The sequence below is a fragment of the Thioclava sp. PTB-PU3-1 genome (assembly GCF_055666785.1).
The window spans coordinates 78890-94130 of the sequence record NZ_JBVNVL010000009.1; the positions used below are offsets into that span (position 1 = coordinate 78890).

Annotated in this window: 12 protein-coding genes and 5 tRNA genes; 6 read left to right on the forward strand and 11 right to left on the reverse strand. The window is 63.4% G+C overall.

The window, feature by feature from the left end; all coding sequences use genetic code 11:
• Positions 1–32: 32 nt before the first annotated feature.
• The 9 genes from ACZ7GB_RS18645 to ACZ7GB_RS18685 all read right to left on the reverse strand — a co-directional run bounded on the left by ACZ7GB_RS18645 (position 33) and on the right by ACZ7GB_RS18685 (position 7150).
• Positions 33–109, reverse strand: a tRNA-Asp gene (locus ACZ7GB_RS18645).
• A gap of 28 nt (positions 110–137) precedes the next feature.
• Positions 138–214 (reverse strand) — tRNA-Asp (locus tag ACZ7GB_RS18650).
• 268 nt (positions 215–482) lie between these two features.
• Positions 483–1424: a pirin family protein gene (locus ACZ7GB_RS18655; protein WP_078539210.1), complete on the reverse strand. Its 942-nt coding sequence runs from the start codon at positions 1422–1424 to the stop codon at positions 483–485.
• Between the two features lie 135 nt (positions 1425–1559).
• Positions 1560–1635 (reverse strand) — tRNA-Val (locus ACZ7GB_RS18660).
• Between the two features lie 42 nt (positions 1636–1677).
• A complete protein-coding gene (locus ACZ7GB_RS18665) occupies positions 1678–2391 on the reverse strand; it encodes a dimethylsulfonioproprionate lyase family protein (protein ID WP_472159933.1) in 714 nt (237 codons plus the stop codon).
• 137 nt (positions 2392–2528) lie between these two features.
• Positions 2529–2603 (reverse strand) — tRNA-Val (locus ACZ7GB_RS18670).
• Between the two features lie 14 nt (positions 2604–2617).
• Positions 2618–3079: an HU family DNA-binding protein gene (locus ACZ7GB_RS18675; protein WP_472159935.1), complete on the reverse strand. Its 462-nt coding sequence runs from the start codon at positions 3077–3079 to the stop codon at positions 2618–2620.
• Positions 3080–3190: 111 nt separating this feature from the next.
• Entirely contained in the window at positions 3191–5605 is a 2415-nt protein-coding gene (gene lon / locus ACZ7GB_RS18680; protein ID WP_078523364.1) for an endopeptidase La, read from the reverse strand.
• Positions 5606–5815: 210 nt separating this feature from the next.
• Positions 5816–7150 (reverse strand): ATP-binding protein, encoded by a 1335-nt coding sequence (locus ACZ7GB_RS18685; protein ID WP_472159936.1) that lies wholly within the window; start codon positions 7148–7150, stop codon positions 5816–5818.
• A gap of 36 nt (positions 7151–7186) precedes the next feature.
• On the opposite strand from ACZ7GB_RS18685, the gene ACZ7GB_RS18690 reads away from it, so the two are divergent.
• The 3 genes from ACZ7GB_RS18690 (at position 7187) to ACZ7GB_RS18700 (ending at position 9838) form a co-directional block, all read left to right on the forward strand.
• Positions 7187–8059 carry an MBL fold metallo-hydrolase gene (locus ACZ7GB_RS18690; RefSeq protein WP_472159938.1) on the forward strand — a complete coding sequence of 291 codons (873 nt, stop codon included), beginning with the start codon at positions 7187–7189 and terminating at the stop codon, positions 8057–8059.
• A gap of 71 nt (positions 8060–8130) precedes the next feature.
• Positions 8131–8205 (forward strand) — tRNA-Asn (locus ACZ7GB_RS18695).
• Positions 8206–8329: 124 nt separating this feature from the next.
• Positions 8330–9838, forward strand: coding sequence for a site-specific integrase (locus tag ACZ7GB_RS18700; RefSeq protein ID WP_472159939.1), 1509 nt, complete (start codon positions 8330–8332; stop codon positions 9836–9838).
• Between the two features lie 368 nt (positions 9839–10206).
• Here the strand turns inward: ACZ7GB_RS18700 and ACZ7GB_RS18705 are convergent, their stop codons facing one another.
• Positions 10207–11499: a hypothetical protein gene (locus ACZ7GB_RS18705; RefSeq protein WP_472159940.1), complete on the reverse strand. Its 1293-nt coding sequence runs from the start codon at positions 11497–11499 to the stop codon at positions 10207–10209.
• 4 nt (positions 11500–11503) lie between these two features.
• Positions 11504–13021, reverse strand: coding sequence for a ShlB/FhaC/HecB family hemolysin secretion/activation protein (locus ACZ7GB_RS18710; protein ID WP_472159942.1), 1518 nt, complete (start codon positions 13019–13021; stop codon positions 11504–11506).
• Positions 13022–13227: 206 nt separating this feature from the next.
• Between ACZ7GB_RS18710 and ACZ7GB_RS18715 the strand changes: the two genes are divergently transcribed.
• From ACZ7GB_RS18715 to ACZ7GB_RS18725, 3 genes are all read left to right on the forward strand, one after another.
• Positions 13228–13881 carry a helix-turn-helix domain-containing protein gene (locus ACZ7GB_RS18715; RefSeq protein WP_472159943.1) on the forward strand — a complete coding sequence of 218 codons (654 nt, stop codon included), beginning with the start codon at positions 13228–13230 and terminating at the stop codon, positions 13879–13881.
• 225 nt (positions 13882–14106) lie between these two features.
• Positions 14107–14871 carry a hypothetical protein gene (locus ACZ7GB_RS18720; protein ID WP_472159945.1) on the forward strand — a complete coding sequence of 255 codons (765 nt, stop codon included), beginning with the start codon at positions 14107–14109 and terminating at the stop codon, positions 14869–14871.
• Between the two features lie 25 nt (positions 14872–14896).
• The gene (locus tag ACZ7GB_RS18725; protein WP_472159947.1) at positions 14897–15157 is read left to right on the forward strand and encodes a hypothetical protein; all 261 of its coding nucleotides are present in this window, start codon (positions 14897–14899) and stop codon (positions 15155–15157) included.
• Positions 15158–15241 lie beyond the last annotated feature (84 nt).

Here is a 15241-nt window from a genome sequence, read left to right on the forward strand (position 1 = left end):
CAAACGCAACTTTACCGTAAAGGAGGGGAAAGTGGCGCGGTTGACGGGGCTCGAACCCGCGACCCCCGGCGTGACAGGCCGGTACTCTAACCAACTGAGCTACAACCGCGCATCTGCGCTCGGGGCGATCCGGATGATGGCGCGGTTGACGGGGCTCGAACCCGCGACCCCCGGCGTGACAGGCCGGTACTCTAACCAACTGAGCTACAACCGCTCGCATCATCTGCCCGGATCGCCGTCCGAGCGTGGGGAGGGTATTACGCGGGCGACCTGCCCCCGTCAAGCGGCCTGAGAGCAAAAAACCGACGAATTTTCACCTGCCGTTCGGGCAAGCAAATCGCGGCTCCTCAGTGCGCGCCCGCGACCCTTATTTATCGCGCCCGCACGCGCCCCGATGAGATGCGCTTTCTGCTTCCTCTTGGCAGAAATATCCCGGGGGAAACCGAAGGTCGGGGGCAGAGCCCCCTCTTCAACGGCTGCAATCACCGCTCCGGCGCGGGAATGAACTCCGCATCGTCGGCAGGCGGCAGCTGGAAACGGCCATGCGCCCAGTCGCCCGCGCGCCATGCCTCTTTTGCGGCGTCGATCTTGTCGCGCGACGAGGCCACGAAATTCCACCAGATATAGCGCGGACCGCCCATGGTTGCGCCACCCAACACGATCAGCCGCGCTCCCTGCCCGCCCGCCTTGAGCGACACCCGGTCGCCGGGGCGGAAGACCAGCATCCGGCCTTCCTCATAGGTTTCGCCCGCCACGGTGACAGAGCCCTGCAGCACATAGACGCCGCGATCTTCGTGATTGTCGGGCAGCGGGAGCTGCGCGCCCGGATCGAGATTCGCATCGGCGTAGAACATCTCGGAGGGCAGATCGATCGGCGCATGCGCGCCCCAGGCATCGCCAAGCACGAGCCGAACGGTCTTGCCCTCGGCCTGCAGTTCGGGAAGGGCCTCGGCGCCCACATGTTTGAACGCCGCCTGCCCCTCTTCCTGTTCCTCGGGCAGCGCGACCCAGGTCTGGATGCCCGCGAGATGCTGGCCGGTGTCGCGGACCTTGCCGTCGGTGCGCTCGGAATGGGTGATGCCATAGCCCGCATTCATCCAGTTCACCGCGCCCGGCGTGATCCATTGATCGGTGCCCAGCGAATCGCGGTGATGCAGGCGGCCTTGCAGAAGGTAGGTCACGGTCGCGAGGCCGATATGCGGATGCGGGCGGATGTCGATGCCGCGTTGGCCCGAGAGGAATTCGACCGGGCCGATCTGGTCGAAGAAGATGAAGGGGCCGATCATCTGCCGCGCGGCGGACGGGAGCGCGCGGCGCACCTCGAATCCGCCAAGGTCACGCGCCCGCGGCGCGATGACGGTTTCAATGGCGTCGACGGCGTCGCCAATCGGAATTTCGGGGTCGAGGGCGGGGTTCCAGCTCATTGAGGCGCTCCTTTCCTGTGGTTGAGGGAAAGGTAGCATCGTGGCGCGCATATCATAGAGCCATGCGCGAACAGAATCTGAGCGCGGCCGCGCAACGAGGCGCAAGACTTTGATATCGTTATACTTAAGGGGGAATGGTGGGCGGTGAGGGGCTCGAACCCCCGACATCTTCGGTGTAAACGAAGCGCTCTACCAACTGAGCTAACCGCCCCCGGCCCTTCCTCTAGCTCCGCCTTGCGCGGGGATCAAGACCTCAGATGCCCTCGCGCATCCGCGCCTTGCGGTTCGACGAAAGTTTCATCCCCGGCGCGGTCAGCCGCGCTTCCGGTCCGACCCAGGCATAGGCCAGCAGGCAGGGGTCGAGATCGGCGGTGGTGATGCGGTGTTCATGATCGGGACGGTTCAGGATCAGCGAGCCGGGGGCATGCACGGCGGTATCGTTCTCCGACCACGGACCCGCGACCGAGATATAGCTCTCCTCGATCTCCTTATGGCTGTGCTGCGGATAGGTCGTGCGCGGCGCAAAGAGGACGAATCCGAGCACTAGCCGATCGGAAGCCACCGGTCCGCGCGGGCCCAGCACCTCGCAATAGGCATATTTGCGCGCCAGCGCCTTCGGCACTTTCTCGTAGCCGTATTCCCAAGTCAGCTGCCCCGTCACGCGCGAGAGCGCCCGCGCCATTCCCGCGACCGCGCCGCGCTCGCCCAGATCGAGCGCCCGCGACAGATGTGCTGTCACCGGTTTCGGCTGCGGCTGGCGCGGCGTCACCGGGGGATTGGTGTCGATGATCTGCGAGAGCGTATCGCGCACCCGTTTGCGATGGCTGCGGATCAGGCGGCTGCCGCCTGCCGAGCCGTGCCGGTAGAGCGTGTCGAATTCCCGCAGCAGATACAGCCAGTCCGGGCAATCGGAGACGCGCAGCACCTCGTCGGGCCGGGCGTCGGACATCGGCGTGGTCTCGGTCATCGCATCCTCCGCATCTTGCGCATGGGGCGCGCATCTCTGGCGTGCTGTCTGGCCCATAATCTGACGCCGCAGGGCGCAGAAAACTAACCGGAAAACGACAAAGGCGCGTCTATTCAAGACGCGCCTTCGTAGGAAGATGGTGGGCGATGAGGGATTTGAACCCCCGACATCATCGATGTGAACGATGCGCTCTACCACTGAGCTAATCGCCCTCCGTGGCGGGCTTTTAGCGCCCCTCTTCTGGCTCCGCAAGAGGGTTTTCGTCGAAATCTCCAGCGTCCTGCGCGGGGTCATTTTCCGCCGGGCTGGCCTCTGCCGCGACCGCTTCGAGCATGCCCGAGGGGCGGCGCAGTTTGACCACGAGGATCTCGTCGCCGTTCTTCTCGAACTGGCGGTTGATCTTCAGCTTGCCGAGCGGCGGGATGCTGAGTTCCTCGCCTTCCGAGAGCGCCTCGCCCAGAACCTTGAGGACCGATTCCGACATGTCCTTCGCCTCGCCGCGCTTCACGCCGGCCTCGACCATCACCCGATCCACGAAGCTCCTCTTGCGCACGAGCGCCTTCGCCTCGCTCGGCTCAGGCGCCGGATGAGGCGTGGAGGGCGTGAGCGTCGCGGCGGAGGCCGGCGGCGCCTCGGGCGTCGCGATGGGCGGCTTGCGGGTCGATTTCGGTTTCTGGCTCTTGGCCATGGCGGCTCCTTTTTTGATCGCAATACGAAGAGGTTAAGGGCAAACCTGTTCAAATGCAAAAACGCCCGCCGCGATATGCGACGGGCGTTCTCGTTTTCAATTCGAAGGCGATCAGTGCGCGGTTGCGCCCTGCCCGTCCGATTTGGCCGCGGCGGCGGCAGCGGCTGCTGCCTCTTCGGCCTCTTCGTCCCAATCGACCGGCTCAGGCTGGCGAACCAGCGCCCGGGCGAGGACTTCGCGAACGTGAGTGACCGGCACAATCTCCAGCCCCTCCTTCACGTTGTCCGGGATATCCGCGAGGTCTTTTTCATTCTCCTCGGGGATGAAGACGGTCGTGATCCCGCCGCGCAGCGCCGCAAGCAGTTTCTCTTTCAGGCCGCCGATCGGCATCGCGTTCCCGCGCAGGGAGACTTCGCCGGTCATGGCGATATCCTTGCGCACCGGGATCCCGGTCAACACCGACACGATGGAGGTCACCATCGCCAGACCCGCCGAGGGCCCGTCTTTCGGCGTCGCACCATCCGGGACGTGGACGTGGATGTCCCACTTCTCGAAGCGCGGCGGCTTGATGCCGAATTGCGGCGCAACCGACCGGACGTAGCTGGATGCCGCGTCGATCGATTCCTTCATCACGTCGCCCAGCTTACCGGTGGTCTTCATCCGACCTTTACCCGGCAGGCGCAGTGCTTCGATCTGCAGCAGGTCGCCGCCCACGGAGGTCCAGGCAAGGCCGGTCACGACGCCCACCTGATCTTCCTTCTCGGCCAGACCGTAGCGGAACTTCTTGACGCCCAGGTAATCGCCCACCTTCGCCTCATCGACGGTGATGTGCTTGGTCGCACCCTTCGACTTGATGATCTCGGTCACCGCTTTCCGGGCGAGCTTCGCGATATCGCGCTCGAGATTCCGTACGCCCGCTTCGCGGGTGTAGTAGCGGATCACGTCGGTCAGCGCGCCGTCGGTCAGTTCGAATTCGTTCTTCTTCAGCCCGTGACCCTTGATCTGCTTCGGGATCAGGTGCTGCTTGGCGATCTCGGCCTTCTCGTCCTCGGTGTAGCCCGCGAGCGGAATGATCTCCATCCGGTCCAGAAGCGGGCCCGGCATGTTGTAGGAGTTCGCCGTCGTCAGGAACATCACGTTCGAGAGGTCGTATTCCACTTCGAGATAGTGGTCCACGAAGGTCGCATTCTGCTCGGGGTCGAGCACTTCAAGCATCGCCGAAGCCGGGTCGCCACGGAAGTCCTGACCCATCTTGTCGATCTCGTCGAGCAGGATGAGCGGGTTCGTGGTTTTCGCCTTCTTCAGCGCCTGAATGATCTTGCCGGGCATCGAGCCGATATAGGTCCGACGGTGGCCGCGGATCTCGGATTCGTCGCGCACGCCGCCCAGCGAGATGCGGATGAATTCGCGCCCCGTTGCCTTGGCGACAGACCGGCCGAGCGAGGTCTTACCCACGCCGGGCGGACCCACGAGGCACATGATCGGGCCTTTGAGCTTGGCCGAGCGCGCCTGCACCGCGAGATATTCGACGATGCGTTCCTTGACCTTCTCGAGACCGTAGTGATCGGCATCGAGCACGGCCTCCGCCTTGCTGAGGTCTTTCTTCACGCGGGATTTGGTGCCCCACGGGATCGACAGCATCCAGTCGAGATAGTTGCGCACGACGGTGGCTTCCGCCGACATCGGCGACATCGACTTGAGCTTCTTCAGCTCGGCCTCGGCCTTTTCCTTGGCCTCTTTCGAGAGCTTGGTGTTCTCGATGCGCTCTTCGAGCTCGAGGATCTCGTTCTGGCCGTCTTCGCCATCGCCGAGTTCCTTCTGAATGGCCTTCATCTGCTCATTCAGGTAGTACTCGCGCTGGGTCTTCTCCATCTGCGTTTTCACGCGGGATTTGATCTTCTTCTCCACCTGGAGAACCGAGACCTCACCCTGCATGAGCCCGTAGACCCGCTCCAGCCGTTCGGAGACGTCGAGCGTTTCCAGAAGCTCCTGCTTCTGGGCCACTTCCAGCCCCAGATGGCCCGAGACGAGATCGGCCAGCTTGTCCGCTTCGGTCGCATCGGCCACGGCCGACAGCGCCTCTTCGGGGATGTTCTTCTTGATCTTCGCGTAGCGCTCGAACTCCTCGGCGACCGAGCGCAGCAGAGCGCGGATGGTCTCCACGTCGCCCTCGGTTTCGATCAGAGGTTCGGCATTCGCCTCGAAATAGTCGTCATTCTCGACGAAATCGGTGATGCGCACGCGGCTCTTGCCCTCGACCAGCACCTTCACGGTGCCATCGGGCAGTTTCAGCAGTTGCAGCACGTTGGCGAGCACACCAACGCGGAAAATCCCGTCCGTATCGGGGTCGTCTTGCGACGGATCGACCTGGCTTGCGAGCAAGATCTGACGGTCTTCCGCCATCACCTCTTCCAGTGCGCGCACGGATTTCTCGCGCCCGACGAAGAGCGGCACGATCATGTGGGGGAAAACCACGATGTCGCGCAGCGGCAGGACCGGATGGGTGACAGAGCTAAATTCGGTCATCGGCGTTCCTCTCTTGGCAGGAGGGTCCGGCCCCGTTTTCGGCGACCACGTCCCTCCCCTGTTCAACCCAATATCTAGGAGCCGTGAAGCATCCATTCAACTAGGGCATGTCACTCACCCGTCACAATGCGTAGCCCCGGGACAGGCCGCAAGAGGCGATCTCGTTGCCGTGAGCGGTTCGTGCGCGAGCGTGATCGAATGTGTAGCCGATCACCGGGGCAGGATCATCTCGGCCATCAAGCCGCCAAGCCGTTCGGATCGCCCGAGTTTCAGCGATCCACCGTGGCGGCGCAGGATGTCGGCGGTGATCGAAAGCCCCAATCCGACGCCCTGCCCGCGATCTTGATTGCGCGCCGGGTCGAGCCGGGTAAATGGCCGGATCGCCTCCTCGCGGCGTTCGGGCGGGATGCCCGGCCCGTCATCATGCACCGCGATTCGCCACCCCGTGCGCGCGATAGAGACAGTGATCTCCGCGCGCGTGCCGTAGCGCACCGCGTTGCCGATCAGATTCGCCAAGGCGCGTTTGAGCGCATCGGGGCGGAAGGTCGCGTCCTCCTCGCTGTCGCAATCGACCAGCGTCACATCGCGCCCCATCCGCCGCATGTCCTCCACCACGCCTGCAACGAAGCCGCAGATCGGCAGCGTCTCCGGCTCGCCATGCGACGCCCCGTCGCGCGAGAATTCGAGAAACGCATCGACAAGGCGCCCCATCTCGTCGACGTCGCGCTCCATCGCGCGGACCTCGTCATTCTCCTCCATCATCGACAGCCCGAGCCGCAGACGCGTGAGCGGCGTGCGCAGATCGTGGCTGACACCGGACAGCATCAGCGTGCGCTGCTCGATCTGCCGCTCGATCCGGTTGCGCATATCGAGGAAGGCGCGGCCTGCGGCGCGCACCTCCGTCGCCCCCGAGACGCGGTAATTCAGGTTACGCCCCTTGCCGAATTCCTCCGCCGCATGGCTCAGCCTGCGGATCGGGCGCAGCTGATTGCGCAGGAAGATATAGGCGATCAGTGTCATCAGGATGGAAACAAAGACCATTAGAACCAGCAATTGGTGCGGATTCGACGCCGAAACCCGGCTGCGCGCGAAGGTCACCGCGAGCGGCCCGTTCGGCGTCTCCTGCACCACCCGCACGGAATTGGTGTTGTTGTCGAGATCGATGGAGCGGATCTGCGACAGGTTCGCCCGCAGCGTCGAAATCACCACGATTCCGGTCAGATCGAAGAAACTGCGTGTATCGCCCCGCTGCGACGCAAGATTCGCGGGCGCCGGGAATTGCGAGGCGAAGTTCAGCGTCTTGTCGAGCACGTCGAGCCGTTCGCGCGCGACCTCTGCCGTCGGCGCATTGGTCGCGACCTGATCGAGCAGAGCGATCTCGCGCACCATCCCTTCGGTCATCTGCTGCGTAACGCGTTCGAAATGGCGCTGAATGAAGACGACCGAAACCACGAGCTGGATCGTCACCACCGGCAGAATCAGGATCAGCGCGGCCCGCCCATAAAGCCCGCGCGGCATCATCTGTTTCAGCCAGCGAAATTTCATGCCAGAACCCTAACGATGGCCGCGATGGAGGGAAAGATGGAAGAATTGCAGCCCGGCTTGCGTCGGATCGTGGCTCCGAACCCGTCCCCCATGACTTATACCGGCACCTGCACCTATGTCATCGGCACAGGCGAGGTCGCGGTGGTCGATCCCGGCCCCGCCGATCCTGCCCATCTGCAGGCGCTGCTCGACGCGCTCGCACCGGGTGAACGTGTCAGCCATATCCTCGTCACCCATGCGCATCTCGACCATTCCCCCGGCGCACGGCTCTTGGCCGAGGCCACGGGCGCGCCGATCCTCGCCTTCGGCCCGCCCGAATCCGGGCGCGCACCTGTAATGGCGGAACTCGCGGCGCGCGGCCATGCGGGCGGCGGCGAAGGGGTCGATCACGCCTTCGACCCCGACATCCTCATTGAGGACGGCGAGACGCTGAGCCATGGCGACTGGTCGCTCACCGCGCTGCACACGCCCGGCCATTTCTGCAACCATCTGAGCTTCGCGATGGGCGATGCGCTTCTGACCGGCGACGTCGTTATGGGCTGGTCCTCGACGCTGATCTCGCCGCCCGACGGCGATCTGGGCGACTATTACCGCTCGCTCGCGCGGATCGAGGCGGAGAGTCCGCGCATCCTTTATCCCGGCCACGGCGACCCGGTGACCGCCCCCCAGCCCCTGATCGCGAGTCAGCGCGCGCATCGCGACGCCCGCACCGAACAGATCCGAAGCGCCCTCACCGAGCGTCCGGCCACCCCGCAGGGCCTCACCCGCGCGATCTACACCGACGTCCCCGCAGCCCTCCTGCCCGCGGCCGAACGCAACGTCTTCGCGCATCTCGTTGAAATGTCAGTGCAAAACCAAGTCATCGCCGCGCCCGACCTGCGCCCAGAGGCGCTATTTTCGCTGACGTGACGAAAGCCTGAATTTTTTCGCCAGAACCCTCTGGACATCCCAATTCGAGATTCATATACACCCTCACATGTTCCGGCGTAGCTCAGCGGTAGAGCAGTTGACTGTTAATCAATTGGTCGTAGGTTCGATCCCTACCGCCGGAGCCATCCTCCCCTCTAGGGTGTTGATTTAGCTACAAAAAGCCATTCATGGCTTCGTAGGTGTGGCATAGGGGTGTTCCATCACCCGAGTTTTGCGTGGGTCCGTCCGAAACAAGGGCGACGCAAGACCATGCACGGCCAACCCCATCTCTCCCGTCGCGGCGCTGCCTATCAATGGCGCTGTCGGATCCGGGTGTTTTCCACAAAATTCGTTGACCTGAAGCTCTCCTTGGGGACGATGGATCGCCGCGTTGCGATTATCTTAGCCCGCAAGATTAGTGCGGAGAGCGATACATTTATGGACGGCATCATCCGGACCGAGATCTCCCCTCAAGAGGCGCGCGTCTGGCTGGCGGATGTAATCAAGCGCGAGCGGGCGAAGATCGAAAAGCTGCAGATGCTGCGCCGGTTCGACTCCCTCGATCCGCTTGATGATGTGCGCCACGACGAGGCCACGCGGGACGCTTGGGTACATCTGGCACGGTCGGGCATGAATGCTGAGGCACCCGAAGATGCTTCTGAACTTTTGAGCTCGACGATAGATCTATATCGCCGCGACCTTACGAGCGAGAGCCGCAGGCGCATTATCGCAAGGGAGTTTCAGGATCTGACCGGGCGTCCAACAAGTTCTGCTTTTGAAATCGTGACCCTCATGAGCCTGCTGATCTCGGGCAAGCGGGCCGCGTGGAGCGGCGAGGATGCAGCGCTTGAGCCGATCGACGCCCTGGCCGACACGTTGGCCGCTCAGACACCGTCCGACCTGCTGGGGCCCGAACCGCCTTGCCCGGCGCCTAATTTTTCTCCAGACAATGCGGCGCGAACGCCCCCGGCCGTGTCGCTGCCCGCCGATAAGGTTGGCCTCTCGACCGGCACGATCAATCGTCACCTCGATCATCTCGGTCAGGTCACGAACTGGGCCGCCGATGAGGGCTTCCTGATCGACCCGCGCCTCGATCCGGGCAAGCTGCGCTGCAAGGAAACTGTGCGCGAGAGCGAAAAGAAGGATGCGTTCACCCTGCCGCAACTCAAGGCGCTGTTCCAAAGCCCGGTCTGGACGGGTTCTGAGACAGAGTATTACCAGACCCGTCCGGGCAAATCGATCTATCGCAACGGCATCTATTGGTGCCTGCTGATCGGCGGCGTGACGGGAGCGCGGCGCGAAGAGATCGCAGGCGCGTCGCCCGAGGACATCATCGAGGTCGACGGCATGTCTTGCATTTCGATCCGTGAAACCGAGCAGCGCCACGTCAAAACGCTCTCCTCTTGTCGTATCGTGCCGATCCATGCGCGCCTGATCGAGCTCGGGTTTCTCGACCATGTGACGAAGATGAAGCGTGCCGGGCACCCTGATCTGTTTCCGGACCTTCGGGAGCCCAAGAGCGGGAAGCACGGCAAGAAACTCGGACGCCGGATGAGACAGATCATCGATGACACGCTGGGCGCCGGCGGCGCGGCAATATCTTTCCACAGCTTCCGCCACTACGTTCAGAACGCGCTCGAACACGCGGCAATCGACGATAAGATCATTCGCGACATCGTGGGCCATGAAGGGCGCGATATTCACGAGAAGACTTACCACAAACCGACCCCACCCAACCTGATGCGCCCGGCGATCGATGCTCTGCCACTTTGGGTATGACGGGGATGTGTCAGGCGTTTTTTGGACGGGAAGCAGACATTCGCTGCGCTTCTGCCGAATGTCGGCTTTCTGCTGTTCAGCGACATCTCGTTCTTCTGGCTGCGACGCGGTTATTCGCTGCGTGGTGCGCAAATCGCCGGAAGCACCGGGACGATCGTCACGACATCAACCAAGAAAGCATTAATGGGCTGTAAGAAAGCTCCGCAAAGCACGCGACGGAGCGCAGAGGCGCGGCCGCCCTTCACTCTTTGGGCATTACATTCGCGCCCCGATAGCTCCGGCCATGCAGCGAAAGAGGGTAGCAGAGAAACGCAGCGCAAGCCTCTGGAATGCGGCGTGCACCGTGAGATCACGGGGCCCGATTGTGATCACCGCTCTTTGCGACGCCTGACGGACACGATGCAGTCGGAATGATCGGGGTGCAAGGCGGGCAAATCGCGCCCGAGCACATCGACCGCGCCGACATGGCGGAGCGCTCCGCTGACCGCGACCTCGCCGTCGATAAAGCGTTTGCGCTTGCCGTGGCCGCTCGCGATGCAATTCCACGAACCGCCTCCGTCAGCGGACGCAAAGCGCGGCGGATCGTGCGGCGCCTGGCGACCGGCCGTGTGTGTGACGTGCTGCTTGCCAAGGGCGGGCTGCTGCACCGACGGGGCATGCGTGACCTTTCCGGCCGTCGAACTGGTCATCATCACGCCAACCGGGCGCGGCTTCGGGCGCGGCACCATCACCGGCACGGCCTGCGGCGTGGCTGTGGGCACTTGGCCGGGCACCAACTGCGGCGAGGCGACCGGCGTTGCGACCTTGCTCGGCGCCAGCACCGGCGTGGATTGTCGCATCGGCGTCGGAACGGCATAGGGCGCCTGTTGGGGGATCGCCTGCGGCGTGGGCTGCGGAACCCGGCCGTAGCCGCTGAAGGTTTGCCCCGGGTTCGCCTGCACGATGATCGAGGCGGGCACTCGGCCATAGCCGCCAAAGGTCGTGGGCGGGTTCGGCACCACGATGATAATGGGCATCCCCTGCCCGGTGAAGGACGGCGTCGCAATCGGCTGAATGGTCGGCACCGGAGAGACACCGGTGACGGTCGTAGGCGGCAGCGGCTGGATAACGTAGGGCAACTGGCCCGTTCCGGTGAAGGACGGGGTCTGCAAAGCCTGAGGCGGGTTCACCGGGCCGACGCCCGTCAGCACAGTTTGCGGCACAGGCTTGATCACAGTCGGCAACTGCCCCGTGCCGGTGAAGGACGGTGTCTGCAAAGGTTGAGCCGGGTTCACCGGGCCGACACCAGTCAGGACGGGTTGCGGCACTGGCTTGATCACGATCGGCAACTGACCGGTGCCGACGATCGGCGTGCCCGGCTGTCCCTGCACGGTCGGAACCGGACCATACCCCGTCGTCACTGTCGGCTTTGTGGGCACGACATTGATGATCGCGGGAACGGTGGGAAGGGTTGGTTGAGTGCCCGTCGTCGGAAGCTGGGTGGTCGTCGGGATTGTCCCCGGTGTTCCCGTGCCGGTGCCAGTCCCGCTCGGCCCGCAATCTGCCGCCCCGTGCTTGTTTCCCACACCATTGCAGAACCCGAAGTGATTGCCTTCGCCGAAGGCAGACACCGCTGGAAGCGTGAACAGGACGACAGTCAGAGCAAGAGACGGTTTACGCATGAGATCACCAGCTTTTCGTCAGACCAAGGTAGAAGGCAGGATCGCCCGCACCGGTGGACGGCCCGTCGGTCAAGGGCGCTGCCACATAGCTTCGCACGAAGACGCCCGCCGGGAATTCGGCATCGACCCCTAGACCGAGGGACGCGAAGGTTTCCTCCCCCAGCTCGTCCACCGAGGGACTATTGTTTTTCACATAGCCAAGATCGAGGAAGCCGAAAGGCCGAACGCGCCGGACCTGCCCCGCACTCGGGAAGAGATCGCGACCGACTTCGAGGGTCGCGGACACGCCGCTGTCTCCTTGCGCCTCTGCAAACCGGTAACCGCGTTCATCCTCGCGTCCGCCGATATAGAATTCCTCGATGCTCGGCAGGCGATCGGGGGAGTATTGCCCCCACAGCTCGGCGCGCACGGCGCTTTCTGGGCCGAACCATGAGACCGGGTGCTGGTAGCCCAATCCGACACGCAAATGCGAGAAATGCTTGTCGCCGTCATCGAAACCCGCAGCATCCGATGTGCGCTCGCCGACAGAGAGGTTCAGCGCATATTCATAGGCCCCGCCGCCCGGAAGCGCCTTGCCGAAGATCCAGGAGGCCCCGACGACATCGACCGCGCTGTCGAATTTCGTGCCAGAGACATCCACGTTGGATTCGACCCGCTTCGCCTCGAGAAGCGCATAGCCATAGGTATCCACATCGCGCAGGACCGGATAGCCGAAGGCGAGCATGGCCGTGTTGCCCTCGATGTCGGTGGACAGAAGCGTGCCACGCGCATCCCGGCGTGCGGTGACCGAGCCCAGATAGACCTCGCCGAACCCACCGCCCCCGCCAAGGGGCATGCGATAGGCGAGAGCGCCCCAGACGCTGTCGCCACCGCCATCGAATTCGGACGAGCCGGACAGCTCGAACCGCAACCGGTCGCCCGGGGTCAGCGCGCTCAGGAATTCCTGATGGACGCTCAGGATCGCGCTTTCGCCGAAATCGCGCGAGGGGTGATCGAGGCTCACATATCCCGAGGCCCGATCCTCCGGCGTCGTGATGACGCGGACCCGTGCTGCGGAGGCGCCTTCCGGATAGTCGACCTCTGCCGTGGCCGAGACCGCTTCGATATCCTCCACGAGCATGATCGCGCGCTCGAATTCCTTCTGGGTGACGGCGCGGCGCCCGACGATCGGCTCCACATAGCTTCGGATCAGGCGATAGGTCGGCTCATCCACCCCTTCGATAGACACATCGCCGATCTGCCCCTCGTCGACCACGAGCGTCTGACCATCATCTGCGACGAACACTTCGGCGAGGAAATACCCGTCCTCGCGATACATGATCTCGAGCGTCTGAGCGAGATCCTCGGCCGTAACGGTCCCGGTGCGTTGCACGACGACCTGCGCGGCATATCCGAGGATTTCCGCCGTATCGTAAACGGTTACGCCGGTGAGGTTGAATTGGGTGCCTTGCGCCGAAACAGGAGCCGCGGCCAGCGCCAGAGCGAGGCTCAGCGCGATTGGTTTCACTCGAAAAATACCCACGGAAACATCCTGAAAAACCGCTCGATCACAAATAGTTTACCCAAGGTCAGCCGCTTGTCTAGCCTGAACAGTTCTCGCTAAGGTTGTGCGTGACATCTGAGCCGCACGGCGCACCTCGCCCTGCGCCGATCACGCAAGTTCGTGTCTTCCCAGATACAACGCCCCCGGGTAACGTAAGGTAAGCTTTGATTTCGGGAGAGGCTGAGTTGGAAGGTTCTGCGATCCGGGACATTCGGCGCCGCTTGGGCATCACCCAGATCGAACTGGGCGAAAGGCTCGGGGTCGATCAGGGCACGGTGAGCCGGTGGGAGCGCCAAGTGGAAAATCCGCGCCCTGCAACGCTCGCGCGTCTGAGATCACTTCTCGAGCGCGATGAGGAGCGGCGAGCCTTCAACAGAAGCCTCGCGATTGTGCGGTGTGACCTGCGCCCCGCGTCACTCCTCGATCAGAACCTGCGGCTCGTCGAAATTTCGGCCTCCGGCAAGAAGGCCTTCACCGAGCGCGGACAGGATCCCTTCAAGCTCATGGGAACGTCCTTCGAGACCTACTCTAATCGCATCGGGGCGCCGCATCTTCGGGATCACCTGCTGGAATCGGGTTTTCTCGACGGGGCGGCGCTTCTGTTCAGCTTTACGGTGAATGCGCGCGGAAATGGAAATGTCACGATTTGGGAGCCTCTGACGGAGGACGGGCAGTTTGTCGGGGCACTCAACTACATCACCTCTTTCTTCGACTTCCCCGCCAATGACGAGTTCACGATCGAGAAGATCGGCTTCGTCGCGACCGACAATCCCGGAACCTTTCATGTCACCCATGCGGGGCAGCGCGCCCATCTGATCGACGGCGCGTCCTTCTACTGACGGGGACCGGGGCGGCCGCAACGCTTGGATGATCGGCCCCTCGCCGCGCAATTCATCGAACCCGGCAAAACGCATATTTCCGCCCTCCCACCGATCACCGCTTCGTGATCAAATGCGAAGAATGACGACGGCGCACGACTTTAGCGGGAGCGGCCACCCTTCTGCATTTTGGCGGCGCGCCGCTCTGCTCACCCCTTGCGCAACGCATTCAGAGAGGTCTTCAAAATGAACAAGCTCGTTCTCAGCGCCATGCTCGTCTTCGCGCTTTCGGCATGTCAGGAAGAGGAAGACAAGGCGGAGGAGACCGGCTCGGCGACCACCTCGACGACGCAGAGCGCGGAGCCCGCAAAGGAAGATACCGCGACGGCCGATGACGGCGGCGGCGCAATGGATGAGGCCCCGAAAGCTGCAGCGCAGGAGCCGGCCGCGACGCAAGCGGCGACCTCGTCCGAAGTCAGCCAGGAGGCAATCGACGCCTGCATCGACGCGGTGCGCGCGGCGCATGGCGAGATGGGCGGCACGGTTTTGAGCACCGAGTTCTCCGAGGCGAACTCGCTTGTCATGCTGAAAAGCGCCGACGATGCCGAATGGCGTTGTCTCGTCTCGAATGACGGAAGCGGCGCGAGCGTGGAACAGGTCAGCGCTCCGACGTCTACGGAAGACAGCGCCACGGCCGACGACGGTGGCGGTGCGATGGACGGTGCCCCTGCGGAAGATCCGGCGACGGCGGATGACGGTGGCGGCGCCATGGATGGCGCGCCGCAGGAAAGCGGCATGCCGACAGTCGGTAGTCCGACCGATCTGACCGATTTCGTCGGCGCGCCTGCGGGTCAGGCAGAGGGCGGACTTCAGGCCCTTGGCTTCGAGTCTATTCGATCGGAAGGCCTGACGACCTTCTGGTTCAACCGGGCGACCGGTGCCTGCGCGAAGATCACAACCTCAGATGGGAAATTCGCTGACATCACGATGCTTCCTGCGGAAGATTGCTGAAGGGGTAAGGGGTAGAACCAACGAGATGAAGCTCTGTCGGATCCTCATCGGCCTCTTCGTGCTCCTCTGGATCGCGGCGCTGCTGCTGCTCGCAATCGGCACGTTTGGTTGGTTCGGACAGGAGCGCGATCCACTTTCTGGCGTCTTTCTGATGCCGCTTGGCCTGCCGTGGAACATGATCCTTCCCGTGCCGGACAGTGCGGCCGCTCTTTGGGCGGTTGCCGCGCCCGGCGTAAATCTCGCCCTGCTTGTTATCGCTTGCAGAGTGCTGCGCCGTCGCAACTGAGCGGCCCGAACCACCACGTCGTCTCTGCTTATGTGCGTCGGCGCGTCCCGGAAAACGGCACCGCCTTGCCCTTAGGTCAACGGA

Bases quoted from the DNA above. Each gene is read 5' to 3' on its own strand.
- ACZ7GB_RS18700 (WP_472159939.1), top strand. From the start codon at position 8,330: ATGCACGGCCAACCCCATCTCTCCCGTCGCGGCGCTGCCTATCAATGG.
- ACZ7GB_RS18690 (WP_472159938.1), top strand. From the start codon at position 7,187: ATGGAAGAATTGCAGCCCGGCTTGCGTCGGATCGTGGCTCCGAACCCG.
- ACZ7GB_RS18720 (WP_472159945.1), top strand. From the start codon at position 14,107: ATGAACAAGCTCGTTCTCAGCGCCATGCTCGTCTTCGCGCTTTCGGCA.
- lon (WP_078523364.1), bottom strand. From the start codon at position 5,605: ATGACCGAATTTAGCTCTGTCACCCATCCGGTCCTGCCGCTGCGCGAC.
- ACZ7GB_RS18675 (WP_472159935.1), bottom strand. From the start codon at position 3,079: ATGGCCAAGAGCCAGAAACCGAAATCGACCCGCAAGCCGCCCATCGCG.
- ACZ7GB_RS18665 (WP_472159933.1), bottom strand. From the start codon at position 2,391: ATGACCGAGACCACGCCGATGTCCGACGCCCGGCCCGACGAGGTGCTG.
- ACZ7GB_RS18655 (WP_078539210.1), bottom strand. From the start codon at position 1,424: ATGAGCTGGAACCCCGCCCTCGACCCCGAAATTCCGATTGGCGACGCC.
- ACZ7GB_RS18705 (WP_472159940.1), bottom strand. From the start codon at position 11,499: ATGCGTAAACCGTCTCTTGCTCTGACTGTCGTCCTGTTCACGCTTCCA.
- ACZ7GB_RS18685 (WP_472159936.1), bottom strand. From the start codon at position 7,150: ATGAAATTTCGCTGGCTGAAACAGATGATGCCGCGCGGGCTTTATGGG.
- ACZ7GB_RS18725 (WP_472159947.1), top strand. From the start codon at position 14,897: ATGAAGCTCTGTCGGATCCTCATCGGCCTCTTCGTGCTCCTCTGGATC.